The sequence below is a fragment of the Bacillus sp. FSL R5-0576 genome, from assembly GCF_038004765.1.
GTDB lineage: Bacteria > Bacillota > Bacilli > Bacillales > Bacillaceae > Bacillus > Bacillus subtilis.
This window is the reverse complement of the sequence record NZ_JBBORU010000001.1, coordinates 3,670,017-3,685,595: the sequence shown is the minus strand read 5'-3', so window position 1 is coordinate 3,685,595 and position 15,579 is coordinate 3,670,017. Positions and strand designations below refer to the sequence as shown.

The following is a 15,579-nucleotide window of genomic DNA, read 5'->3' as shown; positions in this document are numbered from 1 at the left end:
TTTTTTATTTGATATCTTCAAAAATGTCAGTTGCTTTGGCCTTCATTTGTTTCTTAATGGTTTTCGGTTTCTTCTCTTTTTTCACAGCCTCATAGACAGCGGCTGTCACAAGATCGCCTGCTTGCTGGAGGCGTTCTTTGCTGATATGTTCGATCGAGTCTTCAGGGGTATGATACCACGGCTCAACTTCTTCTGTTTCCGGGTCTCCCCAAATAAAGTTGGCGGAATCAATGCCGGCTTCGTGGAATGGCACATGATCAGATGATCCTCCCTGTGTCAGAGACAGGCTGTCAAACCCAATTTTTTCAGCAGCCGTATGGCTGGATTCCCAAACATAGTTAGATTGGCCATCCAATGTGTTGACATACAGCTCAGACGCTTTTTCCCAGCTTGTGCCTACCATATCTAAGTTGAAGTTCACTTCGCTTCGTTTCAGCTCTTTTTCCGATAGATGATCTACATAGTGAGAGGAGCCGAGCAGGCCGAGCTCTTCGGCGCCGAAAGCGATAAAGCGGATTTCTTTATCAGATGGAACGCTTTTTAAGACACGCGCCATCTCCAGCATAACAGAGGTTCCTGAGCCGTTGTCATTTGCTCCGGGTGAAAAAGGAACACTGTCGTAATGGGCCGTCACGTACACAATGTCTGGATGTTTGATGTTCTTTGGTTTTTTGATTCCGATGATATTCTGGGAGGTTTGGTTTGTGAATGCTTTTAGTTTTAAGGTGGCTTCTTTTTGCTGGGTAAGTGCTTCACCGTCTTCTTTCTTAATGCCGACGACCGGAATGCCGACTTTATTTCCCGACAGGTTTGGCGTCATAGGCACGAGGCTTTCTTTGTTGTTATAAATGATGACAGCTTTTGCTCCGGCGGCTTCGGCATTTTTGGCTTTCTCGTAATAAGTCAGGTCTCCTCTGGAAATTAAGGCGATTTTGCCCTTGGCGTCAGCGGTAAAGTCCTTTTGATAGCCCAATCCCGCATTGTAAAGCGGGGCCGTCAGTCCTTGTTCCTCAGTCGGAGCTGAGCCGGACGCCGCTTGGAGAAGAATATCGCGTCCTGCTGAAGACAGTGTTCCCTCAAGCCGGTCAGGAATGTTGAATCGTTGAACCTTCACATCAAGCTTTAATTTTCTCATTGATGAGGCGATCAATAGGGCACTCTTTTTTTCAGCTGCAGTTCCGGCTATTCTGGGGCCGATTGCTTCACTTAGCTGAGAAATGGTAGAGTACGCATGTTTTGCTTTGAATGGAAGCTCGCGCTCGCTATTTGATATTTGTACAGCGTGCGCGGCAGGGGTGACACTCTGTGCCGGCAAGAGCAGTGTGCCGGCAGTTAAAACAGCCATCGTCATGACAGTCAAAAGCTTTTTCATCAAAAATAAACCTCCCCTAAATGTATGGTTGGGGAATATTTCGGGATGCTAAAGGAGTTTCCTGCAAGATGAAGAGCGTTTTTGAAAAGACAGTGCTTTATACCTGCAAAAAACGCTTATGAATGAAGGGTCATAAGCGTTTCGGAATATCAGACTATTGGAGCTTTAAAAACTTGCGTTTGCCGACTTGGATGATCATATTCTCTCTTATCTCTGCTTTGGCGTGAACATCTGTTATTTTCTCTCCGTCGATGCGTACACCGCCGTTTTGAATCATGCGGCGCGCCTCGCTCTTCGAAGAGAGGAGCTTCAATGTAACGAGCAGATCGACAATCGCGATTGTTTTCTCGCCTTCCCATTGGACAGACGGAATATCATCAGGAAGGCTGTTTTCCTGAAAGACTGTTTTAAACGAGTGTTCGGCAGCTTCTGCTGCTTTCTCTCCGTGATACATTCGGACGATTGTTTTGGCTAAAAGCATTTTGGCATCACGCGGATGAACTGCGCCGGTTTCTAAGTCTTTTACGAGCTGTTTTTTCTCTTCAAGCTCTAAGTCTGTCGCCAAGTGGATGTATTTTTTCATCAGGCTGTCGGGCAGTGACATCGTTTTTCCGTACATGTCGTTTGGATGTTCGTTAATGCCGATGTAGTTGTGTTTCGACTTCGACATTTTTTCGACGCCATCCAAGCCTTCCAAGAGCGGCATAAGGATGACGACTTGTTTTTCTTTGTTGTATCGTTCTTGGAAATGCCGTCCCATGAGGACATTGAAATGCTGATCCGTTCCGCCTAATTCAATATCACTTTCGAGAACGACAGAATCATATCCCTGCATCAACGGGTAAAAGAATTCATGCAGTGAGATTGGTTTTTGCATGGCGATGCGTTCTTCAAAGTCGTCGCGCTCCATCAGGCGGGCTACCGTTATTTTCCCTGCTAATTCAATGACATCTTCCAGATTCAATGTTTTCAGCCATTTTGAGTTATAGTGAAGCTCGACTTTTTCTGGATCAAGCACTTTTCCGAATTGCTCAAAGTAGGTTTTGGCGTTGTGCTGAACTTCTTCATCAGTCAGTTGCTTTCTGGCTGCCGATTTTCCGGTCGGATCACCAATTTTTCCTGTGAAATCCCCAATTAACAGCTGGACAATGTGGCCGTTTTCTTGAAATTGGCGAAGCTTATTTAACACAACCGTATGGCCCAAATGTACATCCGGTGCAGACGGATCTAATCCGAGCTTAATTTTAAGCGGCGTGCCTGTGGAAATTGATTTCACGAGCTTTGCCTTTAATTCCTCCGGCGGTATGACTTCGTGGGCGCCTGTCATGTATAGCTGTAGCTGTCTTTCTACCTCTTTTTGCTGTGACGCTGTGAGCTGCTCAAATGTTATCATCATTCTTCCTCCTTTTTTACAAACACAAAAAAGAGCCCATCCCGATAAGGGACGTGGCTCAATGCACGCGGTACCACCCTGGTTGAAGACATTGTCTTCCGCTCATTCGAATAACGGTTTCCCGTTCTTTGCTACTTTTAAGGTTCACAAAGAAAGCTCGGGGAGGTAATTCACGTTTGCTGTGTGCCGGCTCGCACCTTCCGCCGGCTCTCTGAAACAGGGAGACAAACCGCTACTGGATTCCCGTCAAAGCTTATGTTGTATGAAGATTGTCAGCTACCTTTCTAAGCAGCCCTGTCAATATTTTCTGTTCGTCCTTCGTCATTCCCGCAATGAGCTCTGTTTCCCCTTTGTGAAACTCCGGGTAGAGTTCTTCGATCGCTTGTTTGCCGGAATCGGTGATAGAGACAAACACGAGTCGCCGATCTCTTGTGTCGATGCTTTTACGGCAAAAATTCTTTTTTTCGAGCGTTTTGATCACGTTGCTTGCTGTAGCTGTAGATATCCCTGACAGCTCAGCGATTTTTCTCGTTTCGAGCGCTCCCCATACCCATAGATCATAAAGAATGGAGAAAGCGGTCCAAGAAAGGTTATAGGAAGAAAGAACCTCAGTCTCCATTTTGACACGGAGCCTTTGCGCAGACCGATACAGATTCGTAGCGATCGAAATGGCTTCCAGGTTGAGTGACTCGACGGGCATTTGTTTGAGCTTAGAAAGTGTATCGTGTTCTTCCTTCCGAAGCTGCTGATGTTGATGTGAACGTTCCATTTTTTAGGCCTGCCTTAAATTATCAGAATCATTAGCTATGAAACGAATTGTAACAGAGTCTGATGTGAACTTCAAGCCCATATATCGGTGAATAAAAAAAGCCCAAACAACGCCAAAATAAACAAAAACCCGCAAACGGGGGTGCAGTTTTGCAAAAATATGTTCAATCCGTCTATAAGCATGATCCGTTTCATCTGTTTTCGACAGAGCATGTAGTGACGTTAGCGATTATCGCCCTTTTGGCCATTCTGTTGTTTTTGTTCCAAAATGGGGTCAAGCAGCCGAGGGCCAGTCGGTTTTTGCGTTCTCTGTTTGTGTTTCTTTTGCTTGGTTCGCAAATCGGCTATCAAATATGGATGGTCGCCACGGGCAGGTGGTCGGTGCGCACTTCATTGCCTCTCCAGCTTAGTGACCTGTCGGTGTATTTGTCAGCTATTATGTTAGTGACAAAAAGCAGAAAGCTGTTTGTGTTTTTGTTTTTTGCCGGCATCGGCAGTTCGATTCAGGCTCTTGCCACTCCTGACCTCGGAATGTTTTCATTTCCGCATATCCGATATATCCTCTTTTTTATTTCTCACGGGTCTGTGTTTTTATCCTGTCTGCTGATGGCTGTGATTGGCACCTACAGAATGGGCCAGCGCTCGTTATGGGTGACAGTCCTGCTTGTTAATGTGTACGGCGTCTGTATTTTCCAGATTGATCGCTGGCTTGGCGCGAATTATATGTATTTGACGAAAAAACCGGGCGGATCCTCTCTCTTAGATGTTCTCGGGCCATGGCCGTGGTATATCGTCTCGGCTGAAGCCATCACAATCGCAAGCTTTTTCATTCTTTATTGGCTTTATCGCATCTTCAAAAAATGACACCTTTTTTGTTGTATCACACATTCTGTTTTAAAAAATGTCGGAGAACGTGTTTATTTTTTTGAAAAAGGGTATGTAACTTGTACAACAAAAAGGGAGATGAATACCATTGAGGAAAGATGAAATCATGCATATCGTATCATGCGCAGATGATAATTATGCTCGTCATTTAGGTGGGATGTTCGTTTCTTTATTGACTAACATGGATCAGGAGAGAGAGGTAAAATTATACGTCATTGATGGCGGAATTAAGCCTGATAACAAAAAAAGACTGGAAGAAACCACTTTGAAATTCGGAGTGCCGATTGAGTTTTTAGAAGTGGATACCAAAATGTATGAACATGCGGTAGAGAGCAGCCATATTACAAAAGCCGCGTATTACCGCATTTCGATTCCCGACTTAATTAAGGATGAAAGCATCAAACGAATGATTTACATCGATTGTGATGCGCTTGTCCTAGAGGATATTTCTAAGCTATGGGACTTAGACATTGCGCCATACACCGTAGCCGCTGTTGAGGATGCGGGGCAGCATGAACGCCTGAAAGAAATGAACGTCACTGATACAGGGAAGTATTTTAACTCAGGTATCATGATTATTGATTTTGAGTCTTGGAGAAAGCAAAACATCACAGAAAAAGTCATCAACTTTATCAATGAACACCCAGACGAAGACTTTCTTGTGCTGCATGACCAAGATGCACTGAATGCGATTTTATATGATCAGTGGTATGAACTTCATCCGCGCTGGAACGCTCAAACCTATATCATGTTAAAGCTGAAAACCCCATCTACTCTGTTAGGGCGGAAGCAATATAATGAAACAAGAGAAAACCCGGCAATCGTGCACTTCTGCGGCGGAGAAAAGCCTTGGAACTCCAATACAAAACATCCGTATCGTGATGAGTATTTCCATTACATGTCCTATACGAAGTGGAATACGATTGGGAATCCGGCGATCAACCAATAATACAGATATAAAAAAACGCTTTTGAGATGATCAAAAGCGTTTTTTGTTTGTCTCAGCGTGCGACTGACCGTTGGTAGAACCGCTGAATATGCATGGCGATGTAGCACAATTCTTTTTCAGGAAATTCAAAGCCGTATTCCTTCTTCACAAAGGTGCCGATGCTTAGGGCACACAGGAAGGCATCCTTAAACTTCTCTTTAATGATGTCGATCATTTCTGCGTCCAGCTCGTAAATGGATTCGCCTGCTTTGATATGCTGAATGGCAAAGCGGAGATGGGTCACAAGCCGTTCATAAGAGATGGTATCTTCAACGATATTAATAGACAGTTGAATTTCGATAATCTCGATAATATCACGGATCATTGTTGTAATATCAAGCGTTTGTGTCATATCGCCGGCATTGTTTCTTGCTGTGTGGATATGCATGGCGATATTGCCGATTTCATCATCAGGAATGTGAATCCCCAGTTTATCTTTAATCAGTGTTCTGGCCCATAAGCCGATCTGGAACTCCTTTGGATAAAGGACTTTGATTTCATTCAGCAGCGGATTTTTGATAACCATCCCATTGCTCAGGCGTTCAATCGCAAAAGAAAGATGGTCTGAAAAAGCAACATGAATGCGCTCGTTGATTTTGATGTTCAGCTCTTTTTCGGCATGAGAGATAATTTGCTCAGAAATCTGAATGTGGACTTCAGGCAATGTTTCTAAAATCTCTTCGAACTGCTTATAGTCAGGTGTATCTTTTCTGATAAAGGTTTTTTCTATTTTTGACGGATCGACAATATCATTCTTCTTTTTGTTAAACGCAATTCCTGCACCCAAGAGAATCTTCTCTTCATTTTGATCCTTTACGACGATAGCATTATGATTTAAGATTCTTTTAATTTTCATAGCTTTTTTGTCCTTTCATCCCCCGTTTTATGAATGAAAACGAATAAATCCAGTTATTCTGTCTCTTCTTTAAACCCGAGAAACAATGTAGCTATAAAAGCAGAGACGGCTGCGATCAAAAAACCGATCATATAATGAACAAAATTCGCGGCGCCAAACGGCAGCACAATTGAAATCATCGGAATGCCTGTCAGCCCGTAGGAATTTGCCACAACTTGTACCGCAACCACGTACGCTCCGCCAATAGCACCGCCGATGGCTGCTCCGATAAAGGGACGGATCAGTTTGAGATTTACCCCGAATACAATCGGCTCAACAATGCCTAAAAACGCGGTCAGAGAAGCGGGAAGCGCAATTTTCTTCAGGCTTGATTGTTTCGTTTTGAGGAATACCGCAAGCCCCGCTCCGCCTTGGGCCACATTCGCCATCGACCATATCGGCACTAAAAAGTTGACACCGACATGCGGATTAGCAAGCAGCGTTGCCTCAATTGCATAAAAGCTATGATGCAATCCAGATAGGACGATGGTGGAGTAGATGCCGCCGAAAAGGGCTCCGGCAGCAATGCCGGCGTGATCATAAATATAGACGATCGATTGTGTCATGATCTGGCCGATGATGGACGCGGCGGGATTCATCACAATCAGCGCGAGGCATCCTGTCACCATGACCGTAATAAAGGGAATGATCACGACATCAAGCGACTTCGGCACAATCGATTTTAATAGCTTCTCAATTTTGCTCATGACAAAAACGGAGAGAAGAATCGGTATCATGGAACCCTGATACCCCATCATCGGGATATGAAGCCCCCATATGTCTAAAGAAGACGGGGTTTTGCTGCCGAGCATAGACGGGTCCAGCAGATCAGGATGCGTCAAAAGCCCCGCGATCACTGCCCCTAGGTATGGGTTGCTGCCAAATTGCCGTGCGGCACTGAAGCCGACTAAAATCGGCAGTAAAATAAAGGCTGTGCTGGACACGAGGTCGAGCATTTTAATCCATGGGCTGCCGGCAGCGAACCAGTGAAACACCTTAATCATGCCGATCAGCCCCATGAGCAGGCCGCTTGCTGTTATTGCCGGAATAATCGGCACAAAAATATCGGACAGTGTTTTCGCAAAAGCTGCGGCAGGGTTCAGCTTCCGGCTGGCTTTTTTCTGGTGGACAGGTTCTTCAGAAGGCGCGTTCTCCCATACATGAACGACTTCTTTATATATTTTGTTGACGACGCCTGCTCCGAAGATAATCTGGAAAAGCCCATAACGGAAAAAGGTGCCCTGCACACCTTGCAGGTTCTCAATGGCATGTATATCAATTTTCGTCTCGTCCTTTACATCAAAACGAAGACGGGTCGTACAATGGCTGATGCTGATAATATTGTTTTTTCCTCCTGCGAGCAGCAGTAATTCTTTTGCAATCTCTTTATGCAAGCAATCAAAACCTCCTTTGCTGAAGAAAAGTCGGCTTGTTCATCGTATCAAATGAAAAGTTGACAATCAAAATGAAAAAAGTGAGAAATACCGGCTGAAAATGACAAAAATGCCCGCGTCGACGACGGAGCATGAGAATAGGGGTTGTCCAAGGCGCCGTTATGAGCCCAACACGAAAAGAAGAGTTAAAATGCCCTGCTTTTTAGGCACTAATACTCCCTTTGCATCATTGGGTCTTGCCTGCCTGCCCAGTCACAATCCCGCCATATGTGGTGATAACTGTAATAACGTTCATTTTATGCTGTTCATGGCTGTATAGCAATAGTATGAAAAGCCTGTGAGGCGGATGGGAAAAAGGTTGTGTACGATGTTCTTAGAATGTAAAAAACCTTTAAGACCTGGAATGCAAGTCTTAAAGGTTTTTGGTTACTTTTTCGGTTTGACGGCGTTCAGCCGTTTTTGCAGCTTTGTTTTTTCGTTGGATGCTTTTAATTGATTCACTGCAGACTGAGCGGATGTCTTTGATTTCTTTGTTTTGTCTTTTTCCGCTTTCTTCACTTTTGCCTTGGCAGTTTCGACTTTTTTTGCTTCAGCCGCCGCCACCTTTTTCTTCACTTTGTCTAACCGTTTTTGCAATGCCGTTTTGTCCTTGCCTGCTTGAAGCTGATTGACGGCTGATTGTGCTTTTGCCGCATTTGCATCAGTTGATTTCTTTTCAGCCGCAGATACGGATTGCTGTGCCGTCTTCAAATTGGTGCTCTTCACTTTGTTAAGGCGTTTCTGCAGGGACGTTTTTTCTGAACTTGCAGGCAGCTTGCCAATTGCTGATTGTGCGCTGTCCACATCTGTTTTCTTTTTGCTTTTCTCCGCTTTCGCAACTTTGTCTTTCGCTTGCTTTGACGCGATGTATCGTTTTACTTGGTCTAAGCGTTTTTGAAGGTTCTTTTTGTCTGTTCCGTTTGGCAGCTTGTTGATGGCAGTTTCTGCTGTATCAACGGTTTTCTGTGTTTTATATTTTTCTGCCTTTGCGACTTTGTCTTTCGCATCTTTTACATTTCTGTATGACTGTACTTTATCCAGTCTTTTTTGCAGGGCAGTTTTGGCGTCGGAGCCCGGCAGCTGGCTGACGAGTTCTTGCGCTTTGTTGATATCGGTTTGTGCTTTTGTTTGTTCCGCTTTTTTCACCGCTTGCTCTGCTGCCGCGTACGCTGAATCTGTTGCCTGTGCTTTATATTGGATTAAGCCGTAGCCAAATTGCTGATCGCGGCCTGCGGTACCAAGATCAACGATATTTCTCCGCATTTCCTCGCGAAGCTGGACGTTTGTCTCGGCAGGATCACGCTGTTTTAACAAAGCAAACATGGCAGCGGCGTGCGGTGTCGCTTGGGATGTTCCGCTTCCTGTTGCATAATACTGGTTTAAGTAAGTGCTTGTGATGTTTGTCCCAGGCGCTGAAAATTCAACTTCATCTCCAGTTGTTGAGAAGGAGGCAAGCTGATTCTTTTCGTTTGTTGCTGAAACAGCAACGACACTGCTGTATGCCGCCGGATAATTCACTGGCTTGCCGTTTCCGTCGTTACCGCTTGCGGCAACAAGCAGAACGCCTTGTTCATATGCTTTGTTCACGGCGTCATGAAGGATTTTGCTGTCTGACGTCGTGCCAAGGCTCATATTGACGATGTCCATCCCGTTTGCGATCGACCAGTCAATTCCTTGGAGAAGACTTTGAAGATCCCCCGAGCCGTTCTGATCAAGCGCTTTAACCGCGAATATTTGTGCTTCCGGTGCGATGCCGTCAATTCCGTAGCCGTTATGCTTGGCTCCGATAATCCCTGCGACATGTGTTCCGTGACCGTTATCATCTTTGTAAGAAGAGGTATAACTGACAGCTGAATACCCGCCGGCAATCGACAGGTCATCGTGGGGGGAGATCCCGCTGTCAATGACGGCAATTTTGATATTTTTTCCTGTCAGTCCTGCCTTCCAAGCCTGTTTCACCTGAATGGGCTCAAGGTTCCATTGCTCAAAGTTGTCAGAGGTGTCAGTGCCGTCTGACAGCACTTTGAAATCCGTGCTGTCTGCTGCGGTAAATGATACGTTGTTTTCTACATACAAAATATCAGGATCCTGCTTTAATTCTTTTACTGTCTCCTGGTCTGCTGTGACCGCTACCGCGGGAAGATGCTTATACTGCTGTTCAACATCAGCATCACTATCCAGGATAGTTTCCTTTCCGGCCTTGTTTTTATAAACCACAATAACCTCTTTCTCGCTGCTGTTTTGCGCATGAGCGAGAGGGCCTATGGCGAGAAAACTGAAAAACAGAGTGACTGATACAACAAGTTTGCAAGACATGTTTTTCATGATTCATCTCCTTTTTCTATGATGTTTGATATATATATCGGAGAAAAAAGAGAGATTAATAGTTAGAAGGAAAAAATTTTTCATAGACAGGACTGTTTGACAAAATGCAGATTTTTTCCGCAGGAAGAGGAAATTTTCCAAATGAATTTGTAAGCGTTTTCAAAATAAGATAAAGAAAACATTGCGGAGGTTGTTCACAAAGCAATGAGAAAAGGGGGCTTTTAAGATGAGCGCATTCACTCGGGTAATGGAAGAAAAAATAATGCCTGTCGCCGGGAAAATTGCCGGACAGCGGCACCTCAGCGCTTTGCGTGACGGAATTATCCTGACCATGCCGCTGATTATTATCGGGTCTGTCTTCTTGATTTTAACGAGCCTGCCGATTCCGGGGTATGCTGATTTCATGGCGAGTGTGTTTGGGAAGGAGTGGGCTGATAAGCTCGGATATCCCGTCAATGCTTCGTTTGATATTATGGCGATGATCGCCGCTTTCGGGATCGCCTATCGGCTGGCGGAAAGCTATGGTGTTGATGCCCTTTCGGCCGGAGCGATTTCAATTGCCGCATTTCTATTGGCAACGCCGTTTGAGGTGCCGTTTACACCGGATGGCTCAACGGAGTCCATCATGGTAGGGGGCGGAATCCCGATCACGCTACTTGGCAGCAAGGGCTTATTTGTCGCCATGCTGATCGCCTTGTTTTCAACCGAAATCTATCGGTACATTATTCAAAAAAATATCGTCTTCAAAATGCCAGACGGTGTGCCGCCTGCGGTAAGCAAATCGTTTGTCGCGCTGATTCCCGGCTTTATCATTGTGTTTCTCGTGTGGCTGGCGCGTCTTCTGATTGAAATGACACCTTTTCAGAGTCTGCACAATGTCGTAGGAGACCTGCTTGGCACACCGCTTTCCATCCTTGGCGGCAGTCTCGGCGGAAGCCTGATTGCTGAATTTGTACAGATGCTGCTTTGGTCGTGCGGGATTCACGGGGCTTCCATCATTGGCGGAATCATGTCGCCGATTTGGTACGGCGCGATGGATGCCAACCGTCTTGCCTTCCAAGCGGGCGAGGCGCTGCCGAGTATTTTTACGACTCAGTTTTTTCAAATTTGGATCAATGTCGGCGGGAGCGGAGCGACACTGGCGCTTGTCCTGACGATGCTTGTCCGATCTCGCAGCAAACAAATGAAGCAGCTTTGGGCCCGCGCTTTTTAATATCAACGAGCCGATCATTTTCGGCATGCCGATTGTCATGAATCCGCTCCTTATTGTCCCATTTATCATTGCACCGCTCCTCACGATTACCGCGACTTATATCGGCATGAGCACCGGGCTGGTGGCAAGACCGGCCGGAATCGCGGTGCCATGGACGATGCCGCCGCTCATATCAGGTTACCTGGCGACAGGCGGAAAGGTGTCGGGCGCCGTTATGCAGCTGGTGAATCTGCTGATCACCTGTGCCATCTACTATCCGTTTTTCAGAATATGGGATCATCAAAAATGGCGGGAAGAGAGTGTGGTTGAATCCGGAGATAAAAATGTGATGTGATAGGTGATCAGCCTGTCATGGGGCTGATCATCTCTTTCAAACGAAAGGAATGTTAGAATTTGTAAAGGAGGTGCGCATGTTAGATTATATATGGTTCAATCACGAATCACCGATCTTACAACAAATACCTGTTGAATACTCATCAGCTGCTCTTATTTTTTCTCCTTTTATCCAAATGCCTGAAGGATGGGAGAATGCAAAAAGAAAACATGATTACGAGCATATTTATCCAAACGATGATGAAATAAGAGGAATAGGCAAGGCTGTTTCCTGGAAGAAGGTTATGTCTTCTTGCGGCTTTCAAACACATGCTGAGCTGGCGCTGGCTTTAATGACGTCGAGAGGCGCTTTAAGGGACGAGTGCGCGAGAGAGGATTTGGCTGAGGTGTTACATGAAAACATAAATGGAGACCTCTATTATCCCAGTGAGGATCATATTTCAAATTTTCATATTCCGAGTTCGGTAAAGGTGTTAGGTGCGAACGGATCCAATCGGTTTTATTACGCAGAACCGATTGTGGAAAACCGTGGCGTTTTGGACATAACTGAGGCCAACTTGCGGACGGTTCTTGATGAAGCCGCAGCAGAGCTCGTTTTGACTGATGAGAAAATGGACTTTGTGTTTATGAGTGTATATGACTCATTCATTAATGTCTTCTTAGCAAAAGATAAAAACATCAATGACCTGGTTCAGCGTATGGGCTGGGAAGCTATGATTTGCGATGAGTCAACGTATATCAGTTGGTATAGATAAAAAAAGAACGTACATCACAAAATGTACGTTCTTTATTTTTATCGCTGAAAGAACTCAATCCACTCACCGTCAGGGCCTTCGATATAGAAATAACGGTATCCGTTTGGAAGTGTTGTGATCTCCTCGTCGATAAATTTTGCGTTCATTTTTTCCGCTTTTGTATATTCAGCCGCGATGTCATCAGTCAGCAGGGCAATGTGGTGCACTTTTCCTTCAGCGGGAAGCTCGCTGCTGTAGCCTTGAATCAGTTCAATTTCTGTTTCCGGGCCGTCTTCAAAGCCAAGAAATGCAAGCTCGATTACACCGTTCGTGTGTGTGATGCGATCCTTCAATTTCATGCCGAGTACCTCTTCATAAAATGTGATGGACGCGTTAATATCTCTTACCATGATGCCTGTATGGTCAATTCGTTTTGGCATGCTGCTCCTCCTCGAAACTCTTTTTGTCTATCGTAGAAAAACCTTTCCTTTCTGTCAATGCAGACATCTTGGCGTTTTGTGGTACGATAAGAGAAAGCAAACAGAAAGAGGACGACATATATGAAGCTACTCACCCTAAAGAAAGCACACGCTGCCAAAATCAAAAAAGGCTATCCCCTTATCGAAAAAGAAGCTCTCGCAGGGAGTGCGGGGCACATGAAAGAAGGAGACCTCGTTGATATCGTGTCTGAGAGCGGCGAGTTTCTCGCGCGGGGCTATTACGGCCTGCAAAACAAAGGGGTCGGCTGGACGCTTACCCGCAATAAACATGAACAGGTTGACCAGGCATTTTTTCTCACCAAATTAACAAAAGCGGCCCAAGCGCGCGCCAAACTATTTGAGGCTCAAGATACAACAGCTTTCCGCCTGTTCAACGGTGAGGGCGACGGTGTCGGCGGCGTCACCATCGACTATTATGACGGCTACCTGCTGATTCAATGGTACAGCAAGGGAATTTACACCTTTAAAGACATGCTGATTTCCGCATTGGATGAGATGGATCTTGATTATAAAGCGATTTACGAGAAGAAACGCTTCGACACGGCTGGACAATACGTTGAAGATGATGACTTCGTGAAAGGGAGAAGGGGCGAGTTCCCGATCATCATCCAAGAGAATGGCATTCAATACGCGGTGGATCTGAATGAAGGCGCCATGACGGGCATCTTTTTGGATCAGAGACATGTGCGCAAGGCGATCAGAGACCGCTATGCAAAAGGGAAAACCGTTTTAAATACGTTTTCTTATACGGGTGCATTCTCCGTGGCAGCGGCGCTTGGCGGAGCGGAGAAAACAACAAGCGTTGACGTGGCAAACCGAAGTCTGGCCAAAACGATCGAGCAATTCAGCGTGAACAAGCTGGATTACGAAGCGCACGACATTAAAGTGATGGACGTGTTTAACTATTTTTCATATGCTGCAAAAAAGGATTTGCGCTTTGATCTGATTATTCTCGATCCGCCTTCCTTTGCGCGCACAAAAAAACGCACCTTCAGCGCGGCCAAGGATTATAAAAACCTGCTGAAGGAAACGATCGCCATCACTGCTGACAAGGGTGTCATTGTTGCCTCTACAAACAGCAGCGCCTTTGGCATGAAGAAATTCAAAGGCTTTATCGATGCCGCATTTAAAGAAACAAACGAACGCTACACCATCATTGAGGAATTTACGCTGCCGGAGGATTTCAAAACGATTTCGGCATTTCCGGAAGGCAACTACCTGAAAGTGGTCCTTCTGCAGAAAAAATAATGAAAAAGCTGCCCTGTTCAGGGGCAGCTTTTTTTATGTAGAAATGATCTGCTGGACGCGGCCGATGCGGCCATCTTCAAGACGGACTTTAATGCCATGCGGATGAAAGTTTGATTTCGTCAAAATATCCTTCACTGTCCCTCTCGTCAGTTTTCCTGTTTTTTGATCTGCTTTCAATACAATATCAACCTGCAACCCTTTCGAAATGCTGTTTCGCTCTTGCCCGTTCATAACGCACATCCTTTCTTTTGTTCATTATAGTCATTATGGTTTAAAAGTAACAGCCGGCTGATGAAGTGTATGTTTGTTTTTTTCAGCCTTCATTAAATATAATGTCAGGCCAAAGCCTGCTATGCTCAGAATGCCAAAAAGCAAGTAGACCGCGAAAATCGACACGTAGTCAAAAATGTACCCGCCTGCAAATGTGCAGAACCAGTTGCCGAACCCGTTGCCAATGGCGGCGTACATGGTCAGCGCCGTCGCTTCAACGTGTCTTGGGGTAATCTTTTTCACATATTGAAGCGCCGCCGGGATAAATAAACCGATGGCCACTCCCTGAAGAAAGACCGTCGCATAAATGATCCATAGTGAAGGCGCCGTGAAATAGAGCGCCCACCTGAATAATGAGACTCCGCCTGACAGCATAATGACGTTGAGCAGCCCCATTTTATCTATAAATGTTTGGGCGAATCTCATAAATGGTATTTCTGAAATCACGCCGATGAAAAATAAAATGCCGATAGCGGAGAGAGATGCGCCGCTTTTGTCCAGAAAAAGACTGAAATACGTATTGTTCGCTAAGTTTGGAGCAAATGTCGTAAAGGTGATGATCATAAAGATGAGGAAGGTTTTGTTGCTGATAAGCTCCCGGAATCCTTTGCGGATATTGACCTTTGTTTTCGTTTTCTGCTGGCCCGGCATTTGAGAAGCCAATATGGCGGCAATGCACAGAAAGGCACAGCCAAAGATAAAGATCACGTGAATGGGGTACAGCTGGTTCGTCACCTGTCCCATGGCAAACACCGCGACGCCGAAGCCGAGAGAGCCAAACAGGCGGATTCCGCCGTAGTTGCCGTTTGTTTCTTGTGTGTACCTTAGTGAAATGCTGTCCGAAAGTGGAATAATCGTGCTTTGAAAGGCTGCAAAACAGGCCGCAATCAAAATAAACAGAGGAAAGCTGTCAAATGCAATATAGCCTAGTCCAATGATGCCTGTGATTGATGTGCAAACCGCCAGCAGGCCTTTCGTTTTTTGCGTATAATCGCTCAGCATGCCCCAAAACGGCTGAAAGAAAATCATCACAATCGGGCCCAGTGACATGATCAAGCCGACCTGTGATCCGCTTAAATGCTGTTCCTTCGTTAAATACATACTGAGTAGGGGAATCATGCTGCCCGTACCGAGAAAAGCAAACAAATAAAATCCTTTTAACGCGGCATAATGCCGTCTCACCTGCAAGTTGTGCATCAGGGTGCCTCCTTTGGTATCCACA

Annotated in this window: 13 protein-coding genes, 1 pseudogene and 1 other annotated feature; of the genes and pseudogenes, 5 read left to right on the top strand and 9 right to left on the bottom strand. The window is 45.5% G+C overall.

Going from position 1 to position 15,579, the window contains the following annotated elements:
• Window positions 1-4: 4 nt before the first annotated feature.
• The 3 genes from ywaD to ywaE form a co-directional block, all read right to left on the bottom strand.
• Window positions 5-1,372, bottom strand: coding sequence for an aminopeptidase YwaD (ywaD, locus tag NX903_RS18895; protein WP_086344474.1), 1,368 nt, complete (start codon window positions 1,370-1,372; stop codon window positions 5-7).
• 154 nt (window positions 1,373-1,526) lie between these two features.
• The gene (gene tyrS, locus NX903_RS18890) at window positions 1,527-2,768 is read right to left on the bottom strand and encodes a tyrosine--tRNA ligase (protein ID WP_086344473.1); all 1,242 of its coding nucleotides are present in this window, start codon (window positions 2,766-2,768) and stop codon (window positions 1,527-1,529) included.
• 41 nt (window positions 2,769-2,809) lie between these two features.
• Window positions 2,810-3,024: a binding site (T-box leader), on the bottom strand.
• On the bottom strand, window positions 3,019-3,534 hold the full coding sequence (ywaE, locus tag NX903_RS18885; RefSeq protein WP_019712840.1) for a tyrZ transcriptional regulator YwaE: 516 nt from the start codon (window positions 3,532-3,534) through the stop codon (window positions 3,019-3,021). Its footprint overlaps the feature before it by 6 nt.
• A gap of 149 nt (window positions 3,535-3,683) precedes the next feature.
• Here ywaE and NX903_RS18880 point away from each other — a divergent pair, with 149 nt between their 5' ends.
• The gene (locus NX903_RS18880; protein WP_086344472.1) at window positions 3,684-4,397 is read left to right on the top strand and encodes a YwaF family protein; all 714 of its coding nucleotides are present in this window, start codon (window positions 3,684-3,686) and stop codon (window positions 4,395-4,397) included.
• Between the two features lie 109 nt (window positions 4,398-4,506).
• Complete coding sequence (locus tag NX903_RS18875) at window positions 4,507-5,367, top strand: glycosyltransferase family 8 protein (protein WP_015714932.1); 861 nt, start codon at window positions 4,507-4,509, stop codon at window positions 5,365-5,367.
• Between the two features lie 52 nt (window positions 5,368-5,419).
• Here NX903_RS18875 and sacY read toward each other — a convergent pair whose 3' ends face one another.
• The 3 genes from sacY to epr form a co-directional block, all read right to left on the bottom strand.
• On the bottom strand, window positions 5,420-6,262 hold the full coding sequence (gene sacY / locus NX903_RS18870; protein WP_086344471.1) for a transcription antiterminator SacY: 843 nt from the start codon (window positions 6,260-6,262) through the stop codon (window positions 5,420-5,422).
• Window positions 6,263-6,315: 53 nt separating this feature from the next.
• A complete protein-coding gene (sacX, locus tag NX903_RS18865; RefSeq protein WP_024572918.1) occupies window positions 6,316-7,695 on the bottom strand; it encodes a SacY negative regulator SacX in 1,380 nt (459 codons plus the stop codon).
• Between the two features lie 426 nt (window positions 7,696-8,121).
• On the bottom strand, window positions 8,122-10,059 hold the full coding sequence (gene epr / locus NX903_RS18860) for a minor protease Epr (protein ID WP_086344470.1): 1,938 nt from the start codon (window positions 10,057-10,059) through the stop codon (window positions 8,122-8,124).
• 226 nt (window positions 10,060-10,285) lie between these two features.
• On the opposite strand from epr, the pseudogene celB reads away from it, so the two are divergent.
• A pseudogene (gene celB / locus NX903_RS18855) lies at window positions 10,286-11,606 on the top strand (PTS cellobiose transporter subunit IIC).
• Window positions 11,607-11,682: 76 nt separating this feature from the next.
• Window positions 11,683-12,360 (top strand): DUF2711 domain-containing protein, encoded by a 678-nt coding sequence (locus tag NX903_RS18850; protein WP_086344469.1) that lies wholly within the window; start codon window positions 11,683-11,685, stop codon window positions 12,358-12,360.
• A 38-nt stretch (window positions 12,361-12,398) separates the two neighbouring features.
• Here NX903_RS18850 and glxA read toward each other — a convergent pair whose 3' ends face one another.
• Entirely contained in the window at window positions 12,399-12,779 is a 381-nt protein-coding gene (gene glxA, locus NX903_RS18845; RefSeq protein WP_003227362.1) for a glyoxalase GlxA, read from the bottom strand.
• A gap of 120 nt (window positions 12,780-12,899) precedes the next feature.
• Between glxA and NX903_RS18840 the strand changes: the two genes are divergently transcribed.
• Complete coding sequence (locus NX903_RS18840) at window positions 12,900-14,087, top strand: class I SAM-dependent rRNA methyltransferase (protein ID WP_015385005.1); 1,188 nt, start codon at window positions 12,900-12,902, stop codon at window positions 14,085-14,087.
• A gap of 33 nt (window positions 14,088-14,120) precedes the next feature.
• On the opposite strand, the gene NX903_RS18835 is transcribed toward NX903_RS18840, so the two are convergent.
• Both NX903_RS18835 and NX903_RS18830 read right to left on the bottom strand, forming a co-directional pair.
• Window positions 14,121-14,318, bottom strand: a complete 198-nt coding sequence (locus NX903_RS18835) for a YwbE family protein (protein ID WP_003227367.1) — start codon at window positions 14,316-14,318, stop codon at window positions 14,121-14,123.
• Between the two features lie 33 nt (window positions 14,319-14,351).
• Window positions 14,352-15,554, bottom strand: a complete 1,203-nt coding sequence (locus NX903_RS18830; RefSeq protein ID WP_019712834.1) for an MFS transporter — start codon at window positions 15,552-15,554, stop codon at window positions 14,352-14,354.
• Window positions 15,555-15,579 lie beyond the last annotated feature (25 nt).

Bases quoted from the DNA above. Each gene is read 5' to 3' on its own strand.
- tyrS (WP_086344473.1), bottom strand. From the start codon at position 2,768: ATGATGATAACATTTGAGCAGCTCACAGCGTCACAGCAAAAAGAGGTA.
- glxA (WP_003227362.1), bottom strand. From the start codon at position 12,779: ATGCCAAAACGAATTGACCATACAGGCATCATGGTAAGAGATATTAAC.
- sacY (WP_086344471.1), bottom strand. From the start codon at position 6,262: ATGAAAATTAAAAGAATCTTAAATCATAATGCTATCGTCGTAAAGGAT.
- NX903_RS18840 (WP_015385005.1), top strand. From the start codon at position 12,900: ATGAAGCTACTCACCCTAAAGAAAGCACACGCTGCCAAAATCAAAAAA.
- NX903_RS18830 (WP_019712834.1), bottom strand. From the start codon at position 15,554: ATGCACAACTTGCAGGTGAGACGGCATTATGCCGCGTTAAAAGGATTT.
- ywaE (WP_019712840.1), bottom strand. From the start codon at position 3,534: ATGGAACGTTCACATCAACATCAGCAGCTTCGGAAGGAAGAACACGAT.
- ywaD (WP_086344474.1), bottom strand. From the start codon at position 1,372: ATGAAAAAGCTTTTGACTGTCATGACGATGGCTGTTTTAACTGCCGGC.
- NX903_RS18835 (WP_003227367.1), bottom strand. From the start codon at position 14,318: ATGAACGGGCAAGAGCGAAACAGCATTTCGAAAGGGTTGCAGGTTGAT.
- NX903_RS18850 (WP_086344469.1), top strand. From the start codon at position 11,683: ATGTTAGATTATATATGGTTCAATCACGAATCACCGATCTTACAACAA.
- epr (WP_086344470.1), bottom strand. From the start codon at position 10,059: ATGAAAAACATGTCTTGCAAACTTGTTGTATCAGTCACTCTGTTTTTC.